Source organism: Nonomuraea roseola (genome assembly GCF_039535395.1).
Classification (GTDB): domain Bacteria; phylum Actinomycetota; class Actinomycetes; order Streptosporangiales; family Streptosporangiaceae; genus Nonomuraea; species Nonomuraea roseola.
Genome location: NZ_BAAAXC010000015.1, coordinates 4,143,297 through 4,163,439 on the forward strand (window position 1 = coordinate 4,143,297; position 20,143 = coordinate 4,163,439).

A 20,143-nucleotide genomic window follows, 5' to 3' on the forward strand; every position below is an offset into this window, starting at 1 on the left:
CATCCGTCTTGGCCGCCCGGTGGAGAGGGCGAGGGCAGGGGCCGGGATGATGGGGGCGCCCTGACGTGACGGCGACCGGCCGGAGTCCTGCTGGAGTAGCGTGGAGGACGGTCGGTCACCGGTGAGCGACGGTGGCCTTGAGCCCGCTTATGCCGTACAAGAGGAATGAAGAAGCATGCGCCCTTGGAGCTTGGTGGCCGCCGCTGGGATCGTGGCGGCCGAGGGACTGGTGGCGCTCGGGCTCGGGGTCTACGCCCTTGTCGGCACGCTGGCCGGTGAGGCCACGGAGACCACCGCCGCGCTCGCCGAGGCCGCGTTCGGGCTGCTCATCGGAGCGGGGTTGATCTGGGTCGCCGTGGGCGGCCTGCTGAGGGCCGAACGGTGGGGCAGGGCGCCCGGCGTGCTGACCCAGATCTTCCTGATCCCCGTGTCGATCACGGTGATGCAGTCGGGCTGGCCCGCGATCGGCGTGCCACTGCTGGCCGCCGCGATCGCGGGCCTCGGCACACTGCTCGCGCCGCCGACCACCAAGGCGTTGTACGGCGACTAGTCCTCGGCCGTCAGCCCCTCGCGCAGCTGAGCGAGCGTGCGGGCCAGCAGGCGTGAGACGTGCATCTGCGAGATGCCGAGCTCGGTGGCGATCTGCGACTGCGTCATGTTGCCGAAGAAGCGCAGCAGCAGGATGCGCTTCTCGCGCGGAGGCAGCCGTTCGAGCAGCGGCTTGAGCGACTCGCGGTACTCCACCCCCTCGAGCGACTCGTCGACGATGCCCAGCGAGTCGGACACGGCGGGCGCGTCGTCGTCGCCCGAGTCGGGGGCGTCGAGGGAGACCGTGGAGTAGGCGTTGGCCGACTCCAGACCCTCGAGCACCTCTTCCTCGGTCATCTTCAGGAACGCCGCCAGCTCGGCCACGGTCGGCGCGCGCCCCTCACGCTGCGACAGCTCGCTGATCGCCTTGGTCAGCGACAGCTTGAGCTCCTGCAGCCTGCGCGGCACGCGCACGGCCCAGCCCTTGTCACGGAAGTGCCGCTTGATCTCGCCGACGATGGTCGGCGTCGCGTAGGTGGAGAACTCCACCCCGCGCGCCAGGTCGAACCTGTCGATCGACTTGATCAGGCCGATGGTGGCGACCTGGGTCAGGTCGTCGAGCCACTCGCCCCTGTTGCGGAAGCGCCGGGCCAGGTATTCCACCAGGGGAAGATGAAGCTCGACCAGTTCGTCCCTGATGCGCTGCCTGCGCGGCTCTTCCGGGCCCAGCTCGGCCAGCTCGGCGAAGAGCATGCGGGCGCGCACCCTGTCGGGCACGGCGTGGTCGCTGGCGGCCATGGCTCCAGTCCTTTCCGTCACGCCGGCCTCGCCGCGCCTCGGCGCTTACGCAGGACGATCGCCATGCGGTCGGGGGAATCGGTCACCGCGTCCACGTCGTCGGCCAAGGCCGTCAGCACCATCCACGCGAAGTCATCGCGTTTGGGCGCGGAGCTGCCCACGGTCGCGACCTCCACCCTGACCTGCATCTCCTGCCCTGTCAGCTCGAACTCGGCTGTCAGGTCGGTGCCGGGCACGGCTTCGTTCAGCAGCATGGCGCAGGCCTCGTCGACGGCGATGCGCAGGTCCTCGATCTCGTCGAGCGTGAAGTCAAGCCGTGCGGCCAGGCCGGCAGTAGCCGTACGGAGCACGGACAGGTACGCGCTCGCGGCGGGCAGCCTGACGCTCACCACGTCACGAATCACGCGCGCCTCGGTGTCCTCGGTCACGTTCCTCCTCGCGTATAGGACGCTCTCTGCAACTTACCGCCACCGGGACCCGATTGGCGGATTCAGACGCGCCAACCAACGAAAAAGGCCCCGCGACCGCGGGGCCCTTCCTTGACGGTTCAGGCCGCCTTCGTCTCCCAGAAGATCTTGGAGATCTCGTCGATCTTACCGAGCAGCTCGTCGGCCTTGTTCACGTCGACAGTGCCCTTGCCGCCGGCCGCGCCCGCGAGCTTGGTGGCCTCCCAGAACAGCTGGTGCAGCTGCGGGTAGGTCTCCAGGTGCGGGGGCTTGAAGTAGTCGGTCCAGAGCACCCACAGGTGGTGCTTGACCAGCTCGGCGCGCTCCTCCTTGATGGTGAGGGCGCGGGAGCGGAAGACCGGGTCCTCGTTGCCTGCGTACTTCTCCATGATCGCCTTGACCGACTCGGCCTCGATCCGCGCCTGGGCGGGGTCGTAGACACCGCAGGGCAGGTCGCAGTGCGCGGAAGCGACGTGCTTGGGTCGTAGCAGTCGTGCGAGCATCAGAAAGTCCTTCCTTGATGCTGTATCAGCTTGGTCCGGTTACCGACCTTACTCGCGTAGGGAGATCATGAGCCCATGAGGGTACGTGTCGAAGGCGACTCCATGCGTCCCGCGCTCCTGCCGGGGGACTGGCTCCTGGTACGGCGTGGCGCAAGGGTCCAGCCGGGCGACCTCGTCGTGGCCAGGCTGCCCGGCGACCCGGCCCAGCTGATCGTCAAGAGGGCCCAGTGGCACGGCGCCGAGGGCTGGTGGCTGGAGAGCGACAACCAGCGCGCCTCAGGACGCAGGGACAGCTGGGACTTCGGGCCCGTCGCCGACATCGTCGGCACGGTCGTGCTGCGCTACTGGCCGCTCCTGCGCCGCGCCCGGTAGGCGGCCACGTTCGCCCTGCTGGCGCAGCGCTCGGAGCAGTAGCGGCGCGAGCGGTTGGACGAGGTGTCGACGAACACCCGCGAGCACCGCGCGGCCTGGCAGACGCCCAGCCTGTCCACGCCGAGCTCGGTCACCACCGCGGCCAGGCCCATCACCACGCCGCCCTCCGCCAGGTGCAGGTGCCAGCGCTGCCCGTCGTGCCCCGAGATCTGCGGGCTGACCGGATGTCGCGCGAGCAGGTCGTTGAGCAACTCGACGGCCTCCCGTTCCCTGCCGCCCGCGGCGTGAGCGAAGACGGTCGTCAGCTCGGCGCGCAGGTCGCCCTCGTCCGGCAGCTCGCCGTTGACCAGCAGGACGGCCAACTCCGCGTATGAGGTCAGATCCAACCTGTTAACACTCCTTACACATGGCCGCGTCTCAGTATGTGGCAGAATCAAAAAACGGGTGACCCCCGTACCCCCTCACGAAGACGCCCTGCGTACGACACCTCTCGTGCCGCGTCTGGTTCGTGTCCGTTTCCGATGAACTACTGGGGTCGCTGTGGCTGTCACGCCCGCTTCTGCATCTCTCGAATCCCTCGACCTGGATCCGGCCTTCGCCCTCCACCGCGGTGGCAAGCTCGAAGTCCGCTCCACCATCCCCGTCCGCAACGCCGACGACCTCTCCCTCGCCTACACGCCGGGGGTCGCCAAGGTCTGCTCCGCCATCGCCGAATCCCCCGAGCTGGCCAGGGACTACACCTGGGTCTCCAACGTGGTGGCCGTCGTCTCCGACGGCACCGCCGTCCTCGGCCTCGGCGACATCGGCCCCTCGGCGGCCATGCCCGTCATGGAGGGCAAGGCGCTGCTGTTCAAGGAGTTCGCCGGCGTCGACGCGGTGCCCCTCTGCATCGACTGCACCGACGTCGACGCGATCGTCGAGACGGTCGCCAGGCTCGCGCCGTCCTTCGGCGGCATCAACCTCGAGGACATCAGCGCGCCGCGCTGCTTCGAGGTCGAGGACAGGCTGCGCGCCCTCCTCGACATCCCCGTCTTCCACGACGACCAGCACGGCACGGCGATCGTCGTCCTCGCCGCGCTCAAGAACGCCGCGAGGCTCACCGGCCGGCCGCTCTCCGCGCTGCGGGCGGTCGTCGCGGGGGCGGGCGCCTCAGGCGTCGCCGTCACCCGCATGCTGCTGAACGCGGGCATCGGCGACATCGCGGTGTCCGACTCCAAGGGCATGATCTATTCAGGGCGCTCAGGGCTCAACCCCTACAAGGAGGCCCTGGCGGCCGACACCAACAGGTCGGGCTTCACCGGCTCGACCGCCGCCGCGCTCGAGGGCGCCGACGTGTTCGTCGGGCTGTCGGGCTCGACGGTGCCCGAGGAGGCGATCGCCTCGATGGCGCCCGACTCGATCGTGTTCGCGCTGTCCAACCCCGACCCCGAGGTGCACCCGGCCGTGGCCGCCCGTTACGCGCGGGTCGTGGCCACGGGACGCTCCGACTTCCCCAACCAGATCAACAACGTGCTCGCCTTCCCCGGCGTCTTCAAGGGGGCGCTCGACGTCCGCGCCACGACCATCACCGAGAACATGAAGGTGGCCGCCGCCTCGGCGCTGGCCGACGTGGTCGGTGAGGGGCTGAGCGAGGACTACGTCATCCCCAGCCCGTTCGATCCCCGTGTCGCTCCCGCCGTCATCGCCGCGGTGTCGGCGCAGGCACGGCTGGACGGCGTCGCCAGGCTCTGACCGCCACCGGTGTGACGATCTCTCAGCGGAGAAGTTTGCCCTTCCTTTGAGGAACGGCATCGTACGAGTTACCTTGCGTGCTACAACTTGAACGCTCTGTAATGACGTGCGACTCTCCGCTGAGGGGGAGCCCATGGAACGTGAGGTCAACCGGCCGCTTCAGGCCCTCATCGCCGAGGCGGGCTTCTCCCACAAGGGGCTGGCCCGCAGGCTGAATGATCTGGGTGCCGCCCGCGGCACTCCGGGCCTGAAGTACGACCACAGTTCCGTGCTGCGCTGGATCGGTGGTCAGCGGCCCAGGGACCCGGTTCCCTGCCTACTCACGGAGATCTTCGCCCTCCGTCTCGGCCGCAGGGTTTCGCCGGAGGATCTCGGCATGCCGGCCATCACTACTCCCCTCCACCTCGGGCAGGAGTTCACTCACACGTGGCGGGAGGGAGTCGCGACAGTGACAGCACTGTGGCGGGCGGACGTGGAGCGACGCAGGTTTCTGCTCGACTCCACCTTCGCGATAGGGGCAGGGTCGGTAGGGGCCATCCGGTGGCTGACGTTCCCCCAGGAGAATGAGCCGACCGGGACGGGCGGGCGCAGGGTCGGCCTGGCCGACATCGCCGCCATCCACGAGGTCACCCGCTCCTTCGGGGAACTCGACAACAGGTTCGGCGGCGGCCGCGTGCGCTCCGCCGTCGTCAAGTACCTCGACACAGCGGTCACACCGCTGCTCCGAGAGGGCTCGTACGGCGATGCCACCGGCAGGCGCCTGGCCTCAGCCGCCGCCGAGCTCACCAGGCTGGCCGGCTGGATGGCCTACGACCTCGAGCAGCACGGTCTGGCCCAGCGCTACCTCATCCAGGCGCTGCGCCTGGCCCGTGGCGGCGGCGACGAGGGCCTGGGCGGCGAGATCCTGGCAGGGATGAGCCACCAGGCCCTCTACATGGGCCAGCCGGCCCACGCCCTCGATCTGGCCCGCGCCGCCCAGCAGTCGGCGGGCAGGTCGGGCATCGACACCCTCATGGCCTCCTGCCACGTCCTGGAGGCCCACGCCCACGCGGGCCTCGGCGACACGACCTCCTGCGCGAGCTCGCTCAACGCCGCCGAACGCGCCTTCGAGCGCAGGAGCGAGGGCAACGAGCCGAGCTGGCTGTCCTACTTCGACGAGGCGTACCTGTCGGCGAAGTTCGCCCACTGCTTCAGAGACCTGGGCGAGGGCGAGCGGACCGTCCGGCTGGCCCGCAGATCGCTGGAGATGGACGGGCGTTACGTGCGCGGGCGGATGTTCAACCTCTCGCTGCTGGCGGCCGGGCTGTTGCAGTGCGGAGAGCTGGAGGAGGCCTGCAGCACGGCCACGGAGGCGCTGGCGTTGGCGGGCGAGCTGCAGTCGGTCCGCACCCGCTCGTACGCCTCGGACCTACGCCGCAGGCTGGAGCCCTACCGCTCGGAGCCCTCCGTGATAGAGCTGAACGAACGCGTCAAGGACCTGATGCCGGTCTGAACATGATCGAAGGCGTGGCAGAGATCTGCCTGTGACGTCGTTGGTCCCGAAGCGCATGCGGGTCCACGGCGCATGCGACCGGGTGGCTGTCGGCGCGTGTTGTGATCAGCAGCAATGCCAACGTGCGACCGACACTCGCTGGATGTTTGGCGTAACGTAGCGTGACATGTCGATCGTGCTCGACTTGTTGCTGGCTCGTCCGGTGGCGGTCGTGAATGCTTGCGTGGACGATGCGCCGGCGGCTGACTCAGTGGAAGTCATCCTGAGGCGACCCGAGGGGGCGGTGATCTGTCTGGGGCCGAAGGAGGAGCCGGCGCAGGTCGTCCTTCTCGCGATGCAGATGAGCGAGGCACCTTCTCGACGCGAGTCGTGGGCTCGACAGGTCGCCGAGCTCTGGTTGGACTACCGGTGTGCGGTGAACCTAGTCGTGCTCTGCCCGGATGACCAGGTCGCGGCATGGGCGGCGGAACCCATCGTCACCGGATTCCACGGCTATGAGCTGCGACCTCGGGTGTTCGCCTCCGGCGGCCTCTCGTCCTTGTCGGCTTACGAGCACCCCGAGTTGGCCATCGTCCTTGCCATGCTGCCCGGCTTGGGCGGCCAGGCCGCCGAATCCTGGTGGATGCCCCTGAGGCGCATGGCCGACAGCTTCACCGCCTTCTACGTGGAAGCCCCGGGCGAGGCGCAACGGACGTTGGTGGCGGCGCTCGACGCCGCTGTCGAAACCGAAGGCGCCGATCTGATGACGTACCTCCGGGACTGGGTCCGGGGCTTCAACGAGGGACGAGCGGAATCGGTTCTGCGCGTGTTGGAGACCCGGGGGATGACGGTCTCCGACGACGTGGCTGCCCGCGTGCGCGCCTGCATGGACACCGAGCAGTTGCGGGATTGGTTGATCCAGGCGATCTCGGTCGACTCCGTCGATGAGCTTCTCCCCGAGGCCGCACCCGGATCGAGATGACAGCGGCCCGGCTCGTGACGAGCCGGGCCGCTGTTGCACGTCTCTACTGCAGAATCTCGCCCTTGGGGCCGACGACGGCCTTGGTCTCCGCGTACTGCGCCTTGTTGTAGACGTCCGCGGTCTCGCCGTCGAAGTACGCCGAGCTGATCATGTCCACGCGGTCGTTGCCGTCCTGGTCGTGGAAGAGGCTGGTCACGCCGTTGACGTAGCCGAGGCGCTTGCTGTTGTTGTACTTCAGCAGCCAGGGGCCGCCGTCCGAGCCGCCGGTCAGCGAGCACTTCAGGGCCTGGTGGGTCTCCACCCTGAACGAGTTGACCTGGTAGGTCTTCGTGCCCGTCTTGCCGTAGCAGTACTTGGGGGTGACCCCGGTGTACGGCTTGTCGCCGTCCGGGTGCGGGTCGGCGGGGTAGCCGAAGACGAAGACGGGCTGCCCGGTCGGCTGGTTCCACGCGATGCCCTGCCCGCCCACGGCGTCACCGAGCTTCCCCGCGTCCTTGGCCATGCCGATGATGTAGTGGTCGCGGAAGTACCGGACGGTCTTGCCCGACTTCACCCACTGCTTGAGGTAGTAGTGGCTCTCGTACCAGGCGATCTCGGCGCCGTTGCTGACCTCGGCGTGGAGCTTGCCGGGGAACTTGCCGTCGGCCTTGAGCTTGGTCAGCTCCTGGTACTTCTCCTTGCTGATGGGCGTCGGGCCGACCTTCTCGTACTGCTCGCCGTTGACGTTGGCCGTGGTGCTGGGGGCGGCGTCGCCGTATTCCTTCTCGGTCACCTCGACCTTGGTGAGGGTCTTCTCGCCCTTGTAGTCGTGGCCGACCTTCTCGGGGGTGACGTCGAAGTCCTTCGACCAGTACGGCCCCGCGGCGCCGTACTTCTCGAAGCCGGTCTTGTACTCGTCTTCCTTGATCTCCTCGTGCTCGACCCACTTGTCGCCGGCCCAGTCGGCGAACTCCCCCTTGGGGACCTCGCGGCTGCCGGTGAGGGCGAACCCGTTGTGGACCGCGACGAAGGCGAAGTCCCCGTCGTAGTCGTCGTAGGTGTCGAGATCGTAGGTGGTGAAGGCGTACGCGCCGGAGAAGACGCCGAAGGGTGCCTTGCCCTGGTAGTACCCGGGGACGAAGACCCACTTGGCGAAGACGTCACGCCCGTGCTCGTAGACGCAGTGCCCGGCGGTGGCCACGAGGTTGCGGTGCCTCGACTGGATCGAGGTGGCCGAGCACCAGCGGTACTCGCCCTTGCGGTCGACGAAGAAGACCTTGCCGAGGGTCCTGGGCAGGTTGACGTTCTTCACCTTGCCGCCGGTCTTGGCGGCCCCGGTGGGGGCGACGATGCCGGGCTTGCCGTCATCGGGCTGGTCGGCGCTGACCTTGACCAGCTTGGTGACGTCCTTGGAGTCCCAGTGGTACTGCGTGGCCTTCCTGAGCGCGGCGCCGTTGGCGTTCAGCCAGAACTTGGCGGTGCTGTAGGCGTCAGCGGGCTTGGGGGCCAGCGGGTCGGTGACCCAGCTGGGGGCGGCGGCGGCGGGTGCGGCCAGCGCGGCGGCGGTCAGACCGGCAGCGGCAAGGGGGATGAGCAGGCGCTTCAACGGGGGGCTCCACAAATCAGCAAAAAGGGTGTTAAGACCCTACCGACCCTCGCGTCTCTCCCGTAAGGGATCTTTCCTGAGGGTTTGCTCCAGGCATCGCGCTGTTGTCCCTGGAAAAGGCCGAAGGGCCCGGCAGATGCCGAGCCCTTCGGATGAAGCAGATGAGTTGGGGTTTGGACCCCCAGCTCAACGTTGACGTGTTACGGCTTGGGGAACGGGAACATCGGGCCCGAAGCCGTGTTCGCAGCCGCCTTGTAAACGGTGTTGGTCTCACCGTCGAAGTACGGGCTGGAGATGTAGTCAACGCGGTCGTTGCTGTCCTGGTCGTTGAAGGTGCTGGTGACACCGTTCACGTAGCCGAGACGCTTGGCGTTGCTGTACTTGAGCAGCCACGGGCCACCGTCAGCACCGGGGGTCATGGCGCACTTCAGCGCCACGTGCTCCTCGATCTTCTTGGCGGCCGAGCCGACCAGCTTGGCGCTGGTCTTGCCGTAGCAGTTCTTCACCGTGACACCGGTGTACGGCTTGGAGCCGTCGGGGTGCTCGGCGTAGGGGTAGCCGAAGGTGCGGACGTACTTGCCGGTGGGCTGGTTGTACGCGAAGCCCTGGCCACCGACGACGTCGCCGAGGCGGCCGTTGTCGACGAACTTGACGTCCGCGACGTAGTAGGTCTCCACCCAGTAGCGGGTCTGCGCGGTGGCCTTGACCCACTTCTTGATGTAGAACTGCTGCTTGAACCAAGCCGTGGCGTTGCCGTTCGCGTCCTTGGTGACGGTCAGCTCGCCCAGGAACTTGCCGTCAGCCTTGGCGGCGGACAGCTGGTCGTACTCTTCCTTGCTGATCGACAGCGGGCTGCCGGTCAGGCCGAGGTACTTGGCGTTGTTGTCCAGGCCGTCGGGGGCAGCGGTGTACTGACCCTTGGTGACCTCGACGCCAACCAGCTTGACGCCGTTGTGGCCGTCCGCGTCCTGGTACTTCTTCGCGTCCTCGCCGGTCTTGACGTCGTCAGGCTTGGCGACGGTCTCGACCTTGGGGTCGACAGCCTTCGACTTGAACGGGCCGTTCTCGCCGTACTTGTCGACGCCCGCGGAGTACTCCGCAGCCGTGATGTCCTTCTCGTCAACCCACTTCGGACCGACGTGCTTGTCGAACTCGCCCTTGGTGACCTGGCTGGCCTTGGAAGCGCCGCCGCCAATGCCGTTGTAGACGGTCACGAACGCGTAGTCGCGGTCGAAGTCCTCGTAGATCGAGAAGTCGTAGTGCGTGAAGGCCTGCTTGCCGACGTAGAGGCCGTAAGGAGCCTTGCCCTGGTAGTAAGCCGGGACGAAGACCCAGCGGGACACGACCTCGTCGTTGCCAGCAAGGTCGTACACGCAGTGACCAGCGGTCGAAACCAGGTTCTTGTAGTTGCTCTGGATCGACGTACCGGTGCACCAGTACAGCTTGCCGTCGCGGCCCTCGAAGAAGACCTTACCGATGGTCTTCGGCACGTTCACGTTGTGAACCTTGGCCGCGACCTTCTTCTCCTCGCCAATCGGGGCGACGACGCCCGGCTTGGTGTCGGCGACGTACCCGCCCTTCTGGACGAGCTTCTTAACTTCCTTGTAGTCCCAGTGGTAGGCCGTGGCCGACTTCAGGGCGGCGTTGTCGGACTTCGTCCAGAAGTCGATGATGTCCGCGACCTGCTGAGCGCTCTTGGCGAGGTACTCGTCAGTCGGAGCCGGGGTGGCCGAGGCGGTGCCAGCGAGGCCGGCAGCCAGCAGACCGGTGGCCAGAACGGCACCACCAGCGGGGAGGAGGATGCGCTTCAAGGTAACTCCTTGCGCTGTCGTGGGGCGCCTCTTGCGCCCCAGGCGTCAGTAAAGGGATAGCCAGGAACATACAGTGCCGATCTTGGAAACAGGAAGCCGCTTTGGCGGGAAAAGGCCGCACAAGTCGGGCGTGATCGTTCTGTGATGTTTGAGTGGCCGAAGCGCGTGTTTGGTGCGAAGGGGTGCGCGGGTGATGTTTCCGCAGATCACCATAAAGATGTTGTTAGTGTGGCGAATGAGGTTGGAGTGCTGGCGTCACGCGGCGTGAGTTGCTGATGTGACACAGATCACATTGTCCAGATGGCACCGTTTCGGGCTCCGGTGCGTCGAAGGGGCCAGCAAATTTCGAGCAGACCGCTCGAAACGCAGAGGGGGCCCGACGATGTCGGGCCCCCTCTGGTGTTACCAGCCGTACGGAGAGTCACCTCTCAGCACGGATCATGCAGTTCGGCCTCAGCCGACGATCTTGCCGGACCACACGTTCGCAGCCGCCTTGTAGACGGTGTTGGTCTCACCGTCGAAGTACGGGCTGGAGATGTAGTCGACGCGGTCGTTGCCGTCCTGGTCGTTGAAGGTGCTGGTGACACCGTTCACGTAGCCGAGACGCTTGGAGTTGCTGTACTTGAGCAGCCAGGGGCCACCGTCGGCGCCCTCGGTCATGGAGCACTTCAGCGCGATGTGCTCCTCGATCTTCTTCGCGGCGGAACCGACGGTCTTGGCCGTGGTCTTGCCGTAGCACCACTTGGGGGTGATGCCGGTGAAGTTCTTGTGACCGTCGGGGTGCGCCGCGGCCGGGTAACCGAACACGCGGACGTACTTGCCGGTGGGCTGGTTGTAGGCGAAGCCCTGACCGCCGACGGCGTCGCCGAGACGACCGGCGTCAGCCGCCTTCACGTCCTGCACGTAGTAGGTCTCGACCCAGTAGCGGAACTGCTCGCTGGTCTTGATCCACTTCTTGATGAAGAACTGCTGCTTGTACCAAGCCTTGGGCTGCTTGTTGTTGTCGAGGTCAACGGTCAGCTCACCCAGGAACTTGCCGTCAGCCTTGGCCTTGTTCAGCTCCGCGTACTCCTCGGCGCTGATCGGCAGCTTCGTGCTGAGACGCTCGAACTGGTTGCCGTTGTCGAGGCCCTTGCCGGCGTTGGTGTAGACCGACTTGACGACCTCGACACCCGTCAGCTGGACGCCGGCGGTCGGGCCCTTGCCGAGGATGTAGTCCTCGATGTGCTGGGCGGCGTCAGCCGGCTTGGCGACGGTCTCGACCTTGGGGTCGACGGCCTTCGACTGGAACGGGCCGTTGACGCCGTACTTCTCGACGCCGGCGACCCACTCGTCGCGGGTGATGGTCTTCTCGTCGACCCACTTGGGGCCGACGTGCTTCTCGAACTCGCTCTTGGTGACCTGGCTGGCCTTCGAGGCGTCGATCTTGATGCCGTTGTAGACCGTCACGAACGCGTAGTCGCGGTCGAAGTCCTCGTAGACGTCGAAGTCGTAGTGCGTGAAGGCCTGCTTGCCGACGTAGATGCCGAACGGAGCCTTGCCCTGGTAGTAACCCGGGACGAAGACCCACTTCGACATCGTGTCAGCGTTGCCGGCCGTGTCGTACACGCAGTGACCGGCCGTCGAGACCAGGTTGCGGTAGCGCGACTGGATCGAGGTGGCCGAGCACCACTTGCGCTCGCCCTTGGAGTTGAGGAAGAAGACCTTGCCGATGGTCTTCGGCATGTTGACGTTCTGCGACTTGGTCGCGGTCTTCTTCTCTTCGCCGATCGGGGCGACGACGCCCGGCTTGGTGTCGGCGCTGTAGCCGCCCGTGCTCTTGAGCTTGGCGACGTCCTTGCTGTCCCAGATGTTCGACTCGGTAGCGGCCCTGAGCGCGGCACCGTTCGACTCGGCCCAGTACTGGGCGATGGACTGCGCGACCGCGGCGTTCTTCGCCATCGGGTCGCTGGCGACGTCACTGGCGGCTTGGGCGGTACCAGCCAGGCCGGCAGCCAGCAGACCGGTGGCCAGGACGGCGCCGCTGGCGGGAATGAGGATGCGCTTCAAGGGAACTGCTCCTTGCTCTGTCGTGAGACGCAACATGCGTCCCATGCGTCAGTAAAGGGATAGCAAGGACCATAACGTGGTGATCTTCGCAGGTGAAAGCCGTTGTGGGCCCTTCGTCGGGAGCCCCAACCGGCGTGACCTTTCCGTTATCTGTCAGACACAATCGCGCCCGGTATCCGGTAAGCCACGTTTCCGCAGGGCCTCAAGGGGTTGTGGCGAATGGGGCAAAAGTGGAGTGAGTGAGAGGACACTCTCCGTGATGAGCTCTATGTGACGCAGATCACAGGAACCTGATGGCACCGAAATCGGTCTCGCCCCGTCTAATATCTCTCGATCTTGCCAGGAAACGTTCAGGAAAGCCCTGATTTCGCGTCCTGGAAGGTGTTCAGGAGAGCTTCGGCGACGGCTCGGGCGTGGTGTGCGGGCGCCGTCGAGCGCTCTCGTACGGCGGTGACGATGGCCCCGTCCATCAGCAGCACGAAGGAGCCGGCCAGTTCGGCGCGGTCGTCCAGCAGGTCGGCGACGTAGTCCGTGACGCGTTCCTTGTGCTCGGCGGCGGCTCGGTGGGCGGAGCTGGCCGGGTCGGCGGCCTCGACCATGGTGTTGATGAAGGCGCAGCCGCGGAAGTCGGCGCGGGCGAAGCGCTCGGCCAGGGCGTCGAAGACGTTGAGGGGCTGCCCGCCGAGCGCCTCCACTCTCTCGGCCATCCATGCGCGCCACGCCTCGTCGCGTCTGCGCAGTACCGCGACGACCAGGTCGTCCTTGCTGGGGAAGTGCCGGTAGAAGGAGGCGCGGCCGACGCCGGAGACGCTAAGGATGCGTTCGACGCCGACGGCGCGGATGCCCTCGGCGTAGAAGAGGTCGTCGGCGGTGGTCAGCAGGCGCTCGCGGGCGTTCGTGGGCATGGAGCCAGGTTATGCGGGTCTTGCCAGAAATGGAACCGATCGGTACCGTCCTAACGGAATCGATCAGTACCGTTTGGAGATGACATGCCACGTCTGCCGCAACTCGCCGAGGATCCTGACGGCCTCCTGGAGGAGACCCGCCGCCAGCTCGGACGGGTGCCGAACCTGTATGCCACCCTCGCCAACAGCTCCGCCGCCCTGTCGGGCTACCTGGCCATGCGCGACCAGCTGTCCAAGGGGGTGTTGAGCGCCAGGCTCAGGGAGCAGATCGCGCTGCTGGTCGCGCAGGAGAACGGCTGCACCTACTGCGTGAGCGCCCACACCCTGCGCGGCAGCCGCATGGGGCTGACGAACGAGGAACTCCTCGGCACCCGCGCCGCCCATGACGCCGACCCTCACGCGGGCGCCGTCCTGGCGCTCACTCAGAACATCGTCCGTACGGCGGGCCGCATCGACTCCGCGGAACTGACCGCCGCCAGGGCGGCAGGGGTGACGGACGCGGAGATCGCCGAGATCGTCGCGCACGTCGGGCTCAACACGCTGTCCAACTACTTCAACCATGTGGCCGAGCCCGAGCTCGACTTCCCGGAGGTGAGCGCGTGAACCGCGAGTGGAGGACAGGCTCCGTCGAGCTGGTGGACGGCTACAGCCTCGAGGGCGATCTCAGCGACGTGCTGTTCGCGATCGAGGGCGGCTTCGTGAACATCAGGGTGCCGGGCATCGACCACACCCAGATCGTCTCGGCCCCGGCGGTGCGCGCCATCACCTGCCGGTCGTCTCCGACCTGATGTCGTGAGAACGAACCAGCCTCGAGTAGCCGAGGATGCGGAACGACATCACTCGCTGTCGAACAACTCTTCAACGCTGTCAGCTGTGATCGACTTCGGGAACCACGCACTCAGCTGGTAGACGTCGGAGCATTCGAGGATGCGCCTCTCCGCCTCGGGTGAGACGTAGATGCCTCGGGTGCGGAACGCGAGGACGATGTCCTCCGCCTTGCCCTCCGCCTTGCCCTCGGCGACCCACTGGCGGACGTAGTCGCTCTTGTACTCGTCAGTTCCGAGTGCCATGAGTCCCTCCACGAACTTCCGCGCGGCTACCTTGGGTAGCAGTGCCAGTACGACATCAGCATATGTCTTGCCCAGTCCGTCGGCCATGAGCGGCGCTGCCTTGTAGAAGACGTCCATGGCCTCCTGTCCTGCAGGTCCGGGGTCGCGCCCATGCGCGACCACGGACAGCGCGGCGAGCTCAGGCTCGGCGATGGCCTGCGCGACGTCCGTGATTCGCGGCAGATGGTCCGGGCCCATGACCAGAGGAGCGAGTGTCCATCCTGGGTGCCCCATGTCGATGGGGGTGGCGCATTCCCTGGCCGTCTTGCTGCTCAGGCACATCACCAGCAGCGCGGTGTCGCACTGCAGGCGGGCGCGAAGGGTGGCCAGGTAGACCGGCCAGCTCCATCGCTTGTCCTCGTCGGGCCGCAGCTGCACCTCCACGATCACGCCTAGGACCGGTTTGCTCTCGGCCCTGTGCACGATCACGGCGTCTGCTCGATACTCGGCGGGCTTGCAGTCGGCGAGGCTCTCCGACTCCAGGCGCACCTCGTCGTGGGTGGCCAGAGCCACGCCCTGCTCGCGGATCAGGGTCGCCGCCAGCGTGGGCCGCTTTCGGAAGAGATCGATCACGGTCTCGTGAACTACTGACGGCACGCGACGACTTTACCGATAGTTGTCGTTTGATGACGCTCAGTTCGTGATCTGAGTGAACATGACTGTGGGCCGCCCTCAAGGACGGCCCACGGTCATTCAGGCAGGGGCGCTGCCGGACATCTTCAGGAAGTCCGGTTTCGACTGCTCCCACCCCGGATCGTTCAGCGAGTTGAGCGCCTCGACGATCTGTCTCTCCTCGAAGGAGAAGTGCGACTCCACGATGGCGGACAGGCCGTCGAGTTCCCGGCGCACCCGCTCCGCCTCGTTCTCGTCGAGGTCGGCGTCGAGGTCGCCGACCAGGGCCTCGATCCTGCGCAGGATGCCGGCCACCAGGTGGTGGTCCTCCTGCAGCTTCTCCAGCGTGGGCCGCAGGGCGGGGAACTCCTCGGCCAGGGTGGGGAAGGCGTTCTGGTCCTCGCCCGTGTGGTGCCGTTCGAGCGCCGAGCAGAAGGTCAGGCAGTGGGCCCGCAGTTCGCGTGGGCGCCGGCCCTCTCCGTCGAGGAAGGCGTCGACATTGTCGCGAAGCCGGGACAGCTCCTCGCGGAGCCAGTGGTGTACTTCGATGAGCTGGGTGCCGAACGCGGCGAGGCGTCCGGTCGGTTCGATGCGTGGTCGCACAGGTTTCCCGTGTTGTTCGACGCCTCCGCGCCCACGACGGTCTCTTTGCCGGGTGCACTGCGACGCTGACGCGGGATTTCATCACCATCTGGGCGATGCGTCAAGCATGTGCTGCGTCCGGCAGCAGTCGGAAGGAGAGGGGCTCGGCACCGAAGCGGCCTCCCTGTCCTATGGCGTCGCTGCGGTCAGATGACCTTCGCTCTTCGCAATCGGAAGGCGGGGGAGCGGTGGCGCGTCAGGGTCGGCGGGCCACCGGCAAGGGGTCCGGGAGAGCCGAGCTGCCCCGATGCCCGAGCCGAAAACGAAGCCGGACGCCCGAGCCCAAAACGAAGCGGCCACAGTGGGGGCGGGGAGCCCCTCACTGTGGCCGCTGGCCGAGCCTCGAAGCGTGTGAGCGCCTACTGGGCGGAAGGCCTACTTGTAGAGCTCGCCGTCCTTGCCGACGATCTTGCCCGACCAGCGGTTCTTGGCGGCGTTGTACACGGCGGCCGTCTCGCTGTCGAAGTACGGGCTGGAGATGTAGTCGACGCGGTCGTTGCCGTCCTGGTCGTTGAAGGTGCTGGTGACACCGTTCACGTAACCGAGACGCTTGGCGTTGCTGTACTGCAGCAGCCAGGGGCCGCCGTCGTAACCGGGGGTCACCGGGCACTTCAGTGCCACGTGCTCCTCGATCTTCTTCGCGGCCGAGCCGACCGTCTTGGCCGAGGTCCTGCCGTAGCAGTTCTTCGGGGTGACGCCGGTGTACGGCTTGCTGCCGTCCGGGTGCGGCGCGTACGGGTAGCCGAAGGTGCGCACGTACTTGCCGGTGGGCTGGTTGTAGGCGAAGCCCTGACCGCCGACGGCGTCGCCCAGGCGACCCGCGTCCTCGGACAGCAGGATGTACTTGCCGCCCCACTTCGGGCCGACGAAGCGGTTGTAGTCGCGGCTGTCGACCTGCTTCACGCCGGTGAAGCGGATGCCGTTGTAGACGGTGACGAACGCGTAGTCGCGGTCGTAGTCCTCGTAGACGTCGAAGTCGTAGTGCGTGAAGGCCTGCTTGCCGACGTAGATGCCGAACGGCGCCTTGCCCTGGTAGTAGCCGGGGACGAAGACCCACTTGGACATGGTGTCGGCGTTGCCGTCGGTGTCGTACACGCAGTGGCCCGCGGTGGCGACCAGGTTCTTGTAGTTGGCCTGGATCGAGGTGGCCGTGCACCAGCGGGGCTGGCCGCTGGCGTCGAGGAAGAACACCTTGCCGACGGTCCTGGGGATGTTGATGTTCTGGCCGGTGCCGGAGCTCACGGCGTTGCCGGTGGGAGCGACCATGCCGGGGCTGCCGTCGGGGGTGTAACCACCCTTGCTGACGAGCTTCTTGACCTCGCTCGCGTCCCAGTGGTAGGCGCTGGCCTGGCGAAGGGCGGCGCCGTTCGACTTCCACCAGAAGGTCGCGATGGAGGCGGCCTCGCCGGAGTTCCTGGCCATGGGGTCGGAGGCGATGTCGCTGGCGGCCTGGGCGGAGCCGGCGGAGAGGCCAGCGGCCAGGAGACCGGTGGCCAGGATCGCGCCACCAGCCGGGAGGAAGATGCGCTTCAAGGTATAACTCCTGGATTCCTTTGCGCTGACCGTGACGCCTCTTGCGCCCCAAGAGTCAGCAAACGGACAGGCAGGAACCTACAGGGAGGGGTTTGGTCCTGTGAATTTCCCGACGATCGAGTCAAGGGACAAGTCGGGCGAAGCGCTCGCCCTGTGACCTGTCCGAGATCAGCGGACGGCGGATGATCTGTGCTGATCAGCATGCCTATGACGCGGGAGTGATCAAATGGTTGCCAGTGTTTCATGTGACTTGAGTCACATTTTGCCGATTCCATGATCGCACCGTGTCCGGGAGGGTGCGGGGAGTCAGGTGGTGGCGTCGTTGGCGGCCTGGTCGTAGACCTCGAACGTCGTCGGGGTGAAGTACGGCGAGGACACCGCATCGTACTTCGCCGCCGCGTCGAGGTTCCACGTGAGGCTGTTGATCCCGTTGAGGAAGCCGAGCCCCGCCGAGGCCCTGTAGCCGAGGATCCACGGGCCGCCGCTCGCGCCCGCGCTGAAGTCGCATCCCGACAGCAGGACGCCGTACTGCAGGTTGCGGGTGGGGTTGACGGTCCGCTTGGTCTTGCCCTCGCACGACTTGAGCGTGCGGCCGTTGAAGGGCTGCGAGCCGTCGGGCTGGGCGCCGGCCGGGTAGCCGAAGGCGGCGACCTGGTTGCCCGTCTTCTTGCCGACGGTGAGGCCCTGGCCGCCGACGTTGTCCTCCAGGCGGCCAACGTCCTTCATGACCGCCTTGCCGTCCTCGGTGACCCAGCGGAAGCCGTGGTGCACCGAGACGAAGGCGTAGTCGTAGTCGTAGTCGCCGATGGCCGCCCAGTCCTCGTGCATGTGCAGGGTGGAGCCGACGTAGATGCCGTACGGCGCGTCGCCGTCCTTGCCGGGGCTGGGGACGAAGATCCAGTTGGCGCTCTTGCCGAGACGGGGGTCCCACGCGCAGTGGCCGGCGGTGGCGACCAGGCTGCGGTTCTTGGCGGCCACGGCGCTGGCCGAGCACCAGTACTCCTTGCCGCCGAGCTGGAAGAAGACCTTGCCGATGGTCTTGGCGGCGCCGCCCTTGGCCGGGGCGGTCGGCTGGATGTCGCGCGCGGCCGCCCGCCTGGACGCGCCGTTGGTCAGCACCGAGCCGGCGGAGGAGGAGGGCGAGGAGGAGGGGGCCGAGGACTTGGTGCCGGGGGTGGCGGGGGAGTAGCTGTCGGCGTCCTTCAGCCGCTCGGGCTTCCAGTACTCCGCGACCTTGCGCATCTCGGCGTCGGACTTGGCCAGCGGCTCGGCGTAGACGTAGTCGGGAGGGGCGGCGACGGCGTGGGAGGTCCCGGTGAACATGGGCAGCATCAGCAGAACGCCGCTGCTGGCGGCGATCGCGAGTTGCCTCATGCGGGGGATCATGAATTGCCTTCCTTGCGCCGTAACGGGTGATTTTTCCAGATCGTCGGCGTAATTGCAGCCTGGATAGGGGATCGTTATCTGATCAAGAAACCCAATAGGTACTGTATATCCAGCGTGTTGATCGTTGTCGCAGCTCAGAAGGCCAAGAGAGTCTTTTGATCATGAAGAGACTCGCGTGTCTGGCCGTGCTGTGCGGTACGGCTTTCGCTGCCACTCCGGCCCTTGCGGCCACCGCTTCCGCGACCGAGTCAGCGTCCGCTTCCGGGGTCGAGGCCGCGCCGCCGAATGACCCCAGACTGCGGCGGATGCTACTCCTCATCGCTGACAAGCGCTTCACGGTCCTCATCTGCGACCCCGGCCAGGTCCACCGCTCCACGCACCCGAAGGCAAGGCAGGCCTGCGACGCCCTCGCCGCGGTCGACGGCGTGCCCAGCAGGCTCAAGCAGGCCGGCACGATCGTGTGCACCATGGAGAGCGACCCCGTGTCCGTCTCCGCGATCGGCATGTGGGACGGAAGGCAGTCCATGCACATGCGCACCTACGGAAACCGCTGCGAGCTGGGCGTCTCGACCGGCCCTGTCTTCGACTTCTGAGCAGGAAGGACCGCGCTCAGGCCACCTGCTCAGGGGTCTCCTCCCGGAGAGGATCGACCTGCCTGAGCAGCACCGCGGTCAGGACGGCGACGCCGAGCAGCAGGACGGCGCTGATCCACGCCACCGTGTGCATCCCGGTGGTGAACGCCGCGCGGGCGGGCTCGAGCCGTACGGGATCGAGCCCGGTCGCGACAGCCACGGCCAGGACGATCGGTGAGAGCAGGAAGGCCACGCCCGAGGCGGCCACGGCGGGCAGCATCCACAGCCCCGCGACGAACCGCGACAGCCCGCCGACGAGCTGGAAGTACTGCGTGTTGACATCCTCCCCTTCGTAAACGAGGGGATTCCCACGGTCACCCGTGAGGCTTCCTGCTTCACCGCCAACTGCCCGCCAGAGAGGACTCTCCTTGAGGTCTTACGTCAGCTCCACAGGCGTTTCACCTCTCCGCCAGCCCGACGGCGAGGATGTTCTTCGCGGCGTTGACGTCGCGGTCGTGGACCACGCCGCAGGCGCACTCCCACATCCGAACGCCGAGCGGCATCTTGTCTTGCAAGGTTCCGCACGCCGAGCACAGCTTGGAAGAGGGGAACCAGCGGTCCACGACCACCAGTTCCCGCCCGTACCAGGCCGCCTTATAGGTCAGCATGCCGCGCAGTTCCCGCCAGGACGCGTCCGAGATGGCGCGGGCCAGGCTGTGGTTCTTCACCATGGCGCGCACGGTGAGGTCCTCGATCACGACCGTTTGGTTCTCACGGACGAGACGAGTAGTGAGCTTGTGCAGGAAGTCGCGGAGGCGGAAGGCCGTGGCGCCGATGAGCAGCAGGCGCCTGCGGCCGATCCTGTCACCGAGCGTGCCCATCGTGATGAGGAAGCCCGCGAGCATGAACCCGTAGATGTCCATGATCCACAGCTGCTCGGTGCTGCCTGCGCCGAGCTCCGCGCTCAGGTGGGGCAGCGCCAGCAGCAGGACGAAGACGTCGATCGAGATGAGAAGGGTGGGCAGGGCCAGTACGGCGAGGCCGATCCATTTCGTGTTCACGCTCCTGGGTCGGAGCCGGCCGACACGCCTCGACATGTAGCGTCGAA

The 20,143-nt window shown here is 66.7% G+C and carries 21 protein-coding genes and 2 pseudogenes; 8 read left to right on the top strand and 15 right to left on the bottom strand.

Annotation, left to right across the window (positions count from 1 at the left end; genetic code table 11):
• Positions 1 to 175 precede the first annotated feature (175 nt).
• Positions 176 to 550, top strand: a complete 375-nt coding sequence (locus tag ABFX55_RS43110) for a hypothetical protein (protein WP_346129348.1) — start codon at positions 176 to 178, stop codon at positions 548 to 550.
• On the opposite strand, the gene ABFX55_RS43115 is transcribed toward ABFX55_RS43110, so the two are convergent.
• The 3 genes from ABFX55_RS43115 to sodN form a co-directional block, all read right to left on the bottom strand.
• Positions 547 to 1,326: an RNA polymerase sigma factor SigF gene (locus ABFX55_RS43115; RefSeq protein WP_183655874.1), complete on the bottom strand. Its 780-nt coding sequence runs from the start codon at positions 1,324 to 1,326 to the stop codon at positions 547 to 549. The genes ABFX55_RS43110 and ABFX55_RS43115 overlap by 4 nt on opposite strands.
• A 17-nt stretch (positions 1,327 to 1,343) precedes the next feature.
• Entirely contained in the window at positions 1,344 to 1,754 is a 411-nt protein-coding gene (locus ABFX55_RS43120) for an ATP-binding protein (protein WP_183655876.1), read from the bottom strand.
• A 119-nt stretch (positions 1,755 to 1,873) separates the two neighbouring features.
• On the bottom strand, positions 1,874 to 2,275 hold the full coding sequence (gene sodN / locus ABFX55_RS43125; protein ID WP_221241347.1) for a superoxide dismutase, Ni: 402 nt from the start codon (positions 2,273 to 2,275) through the stop codon (positions 1,874 to 1,876).
• A gap of 75 nt (positions 2,276 to 2,350) precedes the next feature.
• Here sodN and ABFX55_RS43130 point away from each other — a divergent pair, with 75 nt between their 5' ends.
• Positions 2,351 to 2,647 carry a S24 family peptidase gene (locus ABFX55_RS43130; protein ID WP_346129350.1) on the top strand — a complete coding sequence of 99 codons (297 nt, stop codon included), beginning with the start codon at positions 2,351 to 2,353 and terminating at the stop codon, positions 2,645 to 2,647.
• On the opposite strand, the gene ABFX55_RS43135 is transcribed toward ABFX55_RS43130, so the two are convergent.
• Positions 2,617 to 3,033 carry a CGNR zinc finger domain-containing protein gene (locus tag ABFX55_RS43135; protein WP_346129351.1) on the bottom strand — a complete coding sequence of 139 codons (417 nt, stop codon included), beginning with the start codon at positions 3,031 to 3,033 and terminating at the stop codon, positions 2,617 to 2,619. The genes ABFX55_RS43130 and ABFX55_RS43135 overlap by 31 nt on opposite strands.
• Before the next feature lie 154 nt (positions 3,034 to 3,187).
• On the opposite strand from ABFX55_RS43135, the gene ABFX55_RS43140 reads away from it, so the two are divergent.
• The 3 genes from ABFX55_RS43140 (at position 3,188) to ABFX55_RS43150 (ending at position 6,831) form a co-directional block, all read left to right on the top strand.
• Positions 3,188 to 4,378 carry an NAD(P)-dependent malic enzyme gene (locus ABFX55_RS43140; RefSeq protein ID WP_346129353.1) on the top strand — a complete coding sequence of 397 codons (1,191 nt, stop codon included), beginning with the start codon at positions 3,188 to 3,190 and terminating at the stop codon, positions 4,376 to 4,378.
• Between the two features lie 133 nt (positions 4,379 to 4,511).
• Positions 4,512 to 5,870, top strand: coding sequence for an NsdA family TPR-like regulatory protein (locus ABFX55_RS43145; protein WP_346129354.1), 1,359 nt, complete (start codon positions 4,512 to 4,514; stop codon positions 5,868 to 5,870).
• A gap of 166 nt (positions 5,871 to 6,036) precedes the next feature.
• Entirely contained in the window at positions 6,037 to 6,831 is a 795-nt protein-coding gene (locus tag ABFX55_RS43150) for a hypothetical protein (RefSeq protein WP_346129356.1), read from the top strand.
• A 43-nt stretch (positions 6,832 to 6,874) separates the two neighbouring features.
• On the opposite strand, the gene ABFX55_RS43155 is transcribed toward ABFX55_RS43150, so the two are convergent.
• From ABFX55_RS43155 to ABFX55_RS43170, 4 genes are all read right to left on the bottom strand, one after another.
• Positions 6,875 to 8,416 (bottom strand): trypsin-like serine peptidase, encoded by a 1,542-nt coding sequence (locus ABFX55_RS43155; protein ID WP_346129357.1) that lies wholly within the window; start codon positions 8,414 to 8,416, stop codon positions 6,875 to 6,877.
• 200 nt (positions 8,417 to 8,616) lie between these two features.
• The gene (locus ABFX55_RS43160) at positions 8,617 to 10,227 is read right to left on the bottom strand and encodes a trypsin-like serine peptidase (protein ID WP_346129359.1); all 1,611 of its coding nucleotides are present in this window, start codon (positions 10,225 to 10,227) and stop codon (positions 8,617 to 8,619) included.
• Between the two features lie 453 nt (positions 10,228 to 10,680).
• Positions 10,681 to 12,276, bottom strand: a complete 1,596-nt coding sequence (locus ABFX55_RS43165; protein WP_346129361.1) for a trypsin-like serine peptidase — start codon at positions 12,274 to 12,276, stop codon at positions 10,681 to 10,683.
• 350 nt (positions 12,277 to 12,626) lie between these two features.
• Positions 12,627 to 13,181, bottom strand: a complete 555-nt coding sequence (locus tag ABFX55_RS43170) for a TetR/AcrR family transcriptional regulator (RefSeq protein ID WP_346129362.1) — start codon at positions 13,179 to 13,181, stop codon at positions 12,627 to 12,629.
• 84 nt (positions 13,182 to 13,265) lie between these two features.
• Here ABFX55_RS43170 and ABFX55_RS43175 point away from each other — a divergent pair, with 84 nt between their 5' ends.
• Both ABFX55_RS43175 and ABFX55_RS43180 read left to right on the top strand, forming a co-directional pair.
• On the top strand, positions 13,266 to 13,784 hold the full coding sequence (locus ABFX55_RS43175) for a carboxymuconolactone decarboxylase family protein (protein ID WP_346129364.1): 519 nt from the start codon (positions 13,266 to 13,268) through the stop codon (positions 13,782 to 13,784).
• A complete protein-coding gene (locus ABFX55_RS43180) occupies positions 13,781 to 13,969 on the top strand; it encodes a hypothetical protein (protein WP_346129366.1) in 189 nt (62 codons plus the stop codon). Before ABFX55_RS43175 ends, ABFX55_RS43180 begins: the two co-directional genes overlap by 4 nt.
• Before the next feature lie 48 nt (positions 13,970 to 14,017).
• Here ABFX55_RS43180 and ABFX55_RS43185 read toward each other — a convergent pair whose 3' ends face one another.
• The 4 genes from ABFX55_RS43185 to ABFX55_RS43200 form a co-directional block, all read right to left on the bottom strand.
• Positions 14,018 to 14,887 carry a hypothetical protein gene (locus ABFX55_RS43185; RefSeq protein ID WP_346129367.1) on the bottom strand — a complete coding sequence of 290 codons (870 nt, stop codon included), beginning with the start codon at positions 14,885 to 14,887 and terminating at the stop codon, positions 14,018 to 14,020.
• A gap of 96 nt (positions 14,888 to 14,983) precedes the next feature.
• The gene (locus ABFX55_RS43190; protein ID WP_346129369.1) at positions 14,984 to 15,505 is read right to left on the bottom strand and encodes a hemerythrin domain-containing protein; all 522 of its coding nucleotides are present in this window, start codon (positions 15,503 to 15,505) and stop codon (positions 14,984 to 14,986) included.
• Between the two features lie 414 nt (positions 15,506 to 15,919).
• Positions 15,920 to 17,077, bottom strand: coding sequence for a trypsin-like serine peptidase (locus ABFX55_RS43195; RefSeq protein ID WP_346129371.1), 1,158 nt, complete (start codon positions 17,075 to 17,077; stop codon positions 15,920 to 15,922).
• A gap of 306 nt (positions 17,078 to 17,383) precedes the next feature.
• Complete coding sequence (locus ABFX55_RS43200) at positions 17,384 to 18,451, bottom strand: trypsin-like serine peptidase (RefSeq protein ID WP_346129373.1); 1,068 nt, start codon at positions 18,449 to 18,451, stop codon at positions 17,384 to 17,386.
• Between the two features lie 317 nt (positions 18,452 to 18,768).
• On the opposite strand from ABFX55_RS43200, the gene ABFX55_RS43205 reads away from it, so the two are divergent.
• Positions 18,769 to 19,056, top strand: a complete 288-nt coding sequence (locus ABFX55_RS43205; protein ID WP_346129375.1) for an SSI family serine proteinase inhibitor — start codon at positions 18,769 to 18,771, stop codon at positions 19,054 to 19,056.
• Between the two features lie 16 nt (positions 19,057 to 19,072).
• On the opposite strand, the gene ABFX55_RS43210 is transcribed toward ABFX55_RS43205, so the two are convergent.
• From ABFX55_RS43210 to ABFX55_RS43220, 3 genes and pseudogenes are all read right to left on the bottom strand, one after another.
• Positions 19,073 to 19,315 carry a hypothetical protein gene (locus ABFX55_RS43210; protein ID WP_346129377.1) on the bottom strand — a complete coding sequence of 81 codons (243 nt, stop codon included), beginning with the start codon at positions 19,313 to 19,315 and terminating at the stop codon, positions 19,073 to 19,075.
• 178 nt (positions 19,316 to 19,493) lie between these two features.
• Positions 19,494 to 19,853: pseudogene (locus tag ABFX55_RS43215) on the bottom strand (RNA-guided endonuclease TnpB family protein); the annotation flags it as partial.
• Positions 19,827 to 20,132: pseudogene (locus ABFX55_RS43220) on the bottom strand (MFS transporter); the annotation flags it as partial. The pseudogenes ABFX55_RS43220 and ABFX55_RS43215, both read right to left, overlap by 27 nt.
• Positions 20,133 to 20,143: the final 11 nt, after the last annotated feature.

What these genes read in the sequence shown, in the direction of transcription:
- ABFX55_RS43110 (WP_346129348.1), top strand. Translation starts at nt 176, where the DNA reads ATGCGCCCTTGGAGCTTGGTGGCCGCCGCTGGGATCGTGGCGGCCGAG.
- ABFX55_RS43115 (WP_183655874.1), bottom strand. Translation starts at nt 1,326, where the DNA reads ATGGCCGCCAGCGACCACGCCGTGCCCGACAGGGTGCGCGCCCGCATG.
- sodN (WP_221241347.1), bottom strand. Translation starts at nt 2,275, where the DNA reads ATGCTCGCACGACTGCTACGACCCAAGCACGTCGCTTCCGCGCACTGC.
- ABFX55_RS43130 (WP_346129350.1), top strand. Translation starts at nt 2,351, where the DNA reads ATGAGGGTACGTGTCGAAGGCGACTCCATGCGTCCCGCGCTCCTGCCG.
- ABFX55_RS43145 (WP_346129354.1), top strand. Translation starts at nt 4,512, where the DNA reads ATGGAACGTGAGGTCAACCGGCCGCTTCAGGCCCTCATCGCCGAGGCG.
- ABFX55_RS43150 (WP_346129356.1), top strand. Translation starts at nt 6,037, where the DNA reads ATGTCGATCGTGCTCGACTTGTTGCTGGCTCGTCCGGTGGCGGTCGTG.
- ABFX55_RS43170 (WP_346129362.1), bottom strand. Translation starts at nt 13,181, where the DNA reads ATGCCCACGAACGCCCGCGAGCGCCTGCTGACCACCGCCGACGACCTC.
- ABFX55_RS43175 (WP_346129364.1), top strand. Translation starts at nt 13,266, where the DNA reads ATGCCACGTCTGCCGCAACTCGCCGAGGATCCTGACGGCCTCCTGGAG.
- ABFX55_RS43200 (WP_346129373.1), bottom strand. Translation starts at nt 18,451, where the DNA reads ATGAGGCAACTCGCGATCGCCGCCAGCAGCGGCGTTCTGCTGATGCTG.
- ABFX55_RS43205 (WP_346129375.1), top strand. Translation starts at nt 18,769, where the DNA reads ATGCTACTCCTCATCGCTGACAAGCGCTTCACGGTCCTCATCTGCGAC.
- ABFX55_RS43210 (WP_346129377.1), bottom strand. Translation starts at nt 19,315, where the DNA reads ATGCTGCCCGCCGTGGCCGCCTCGGGCGTGGCCTTCCTGCTCTCACCG.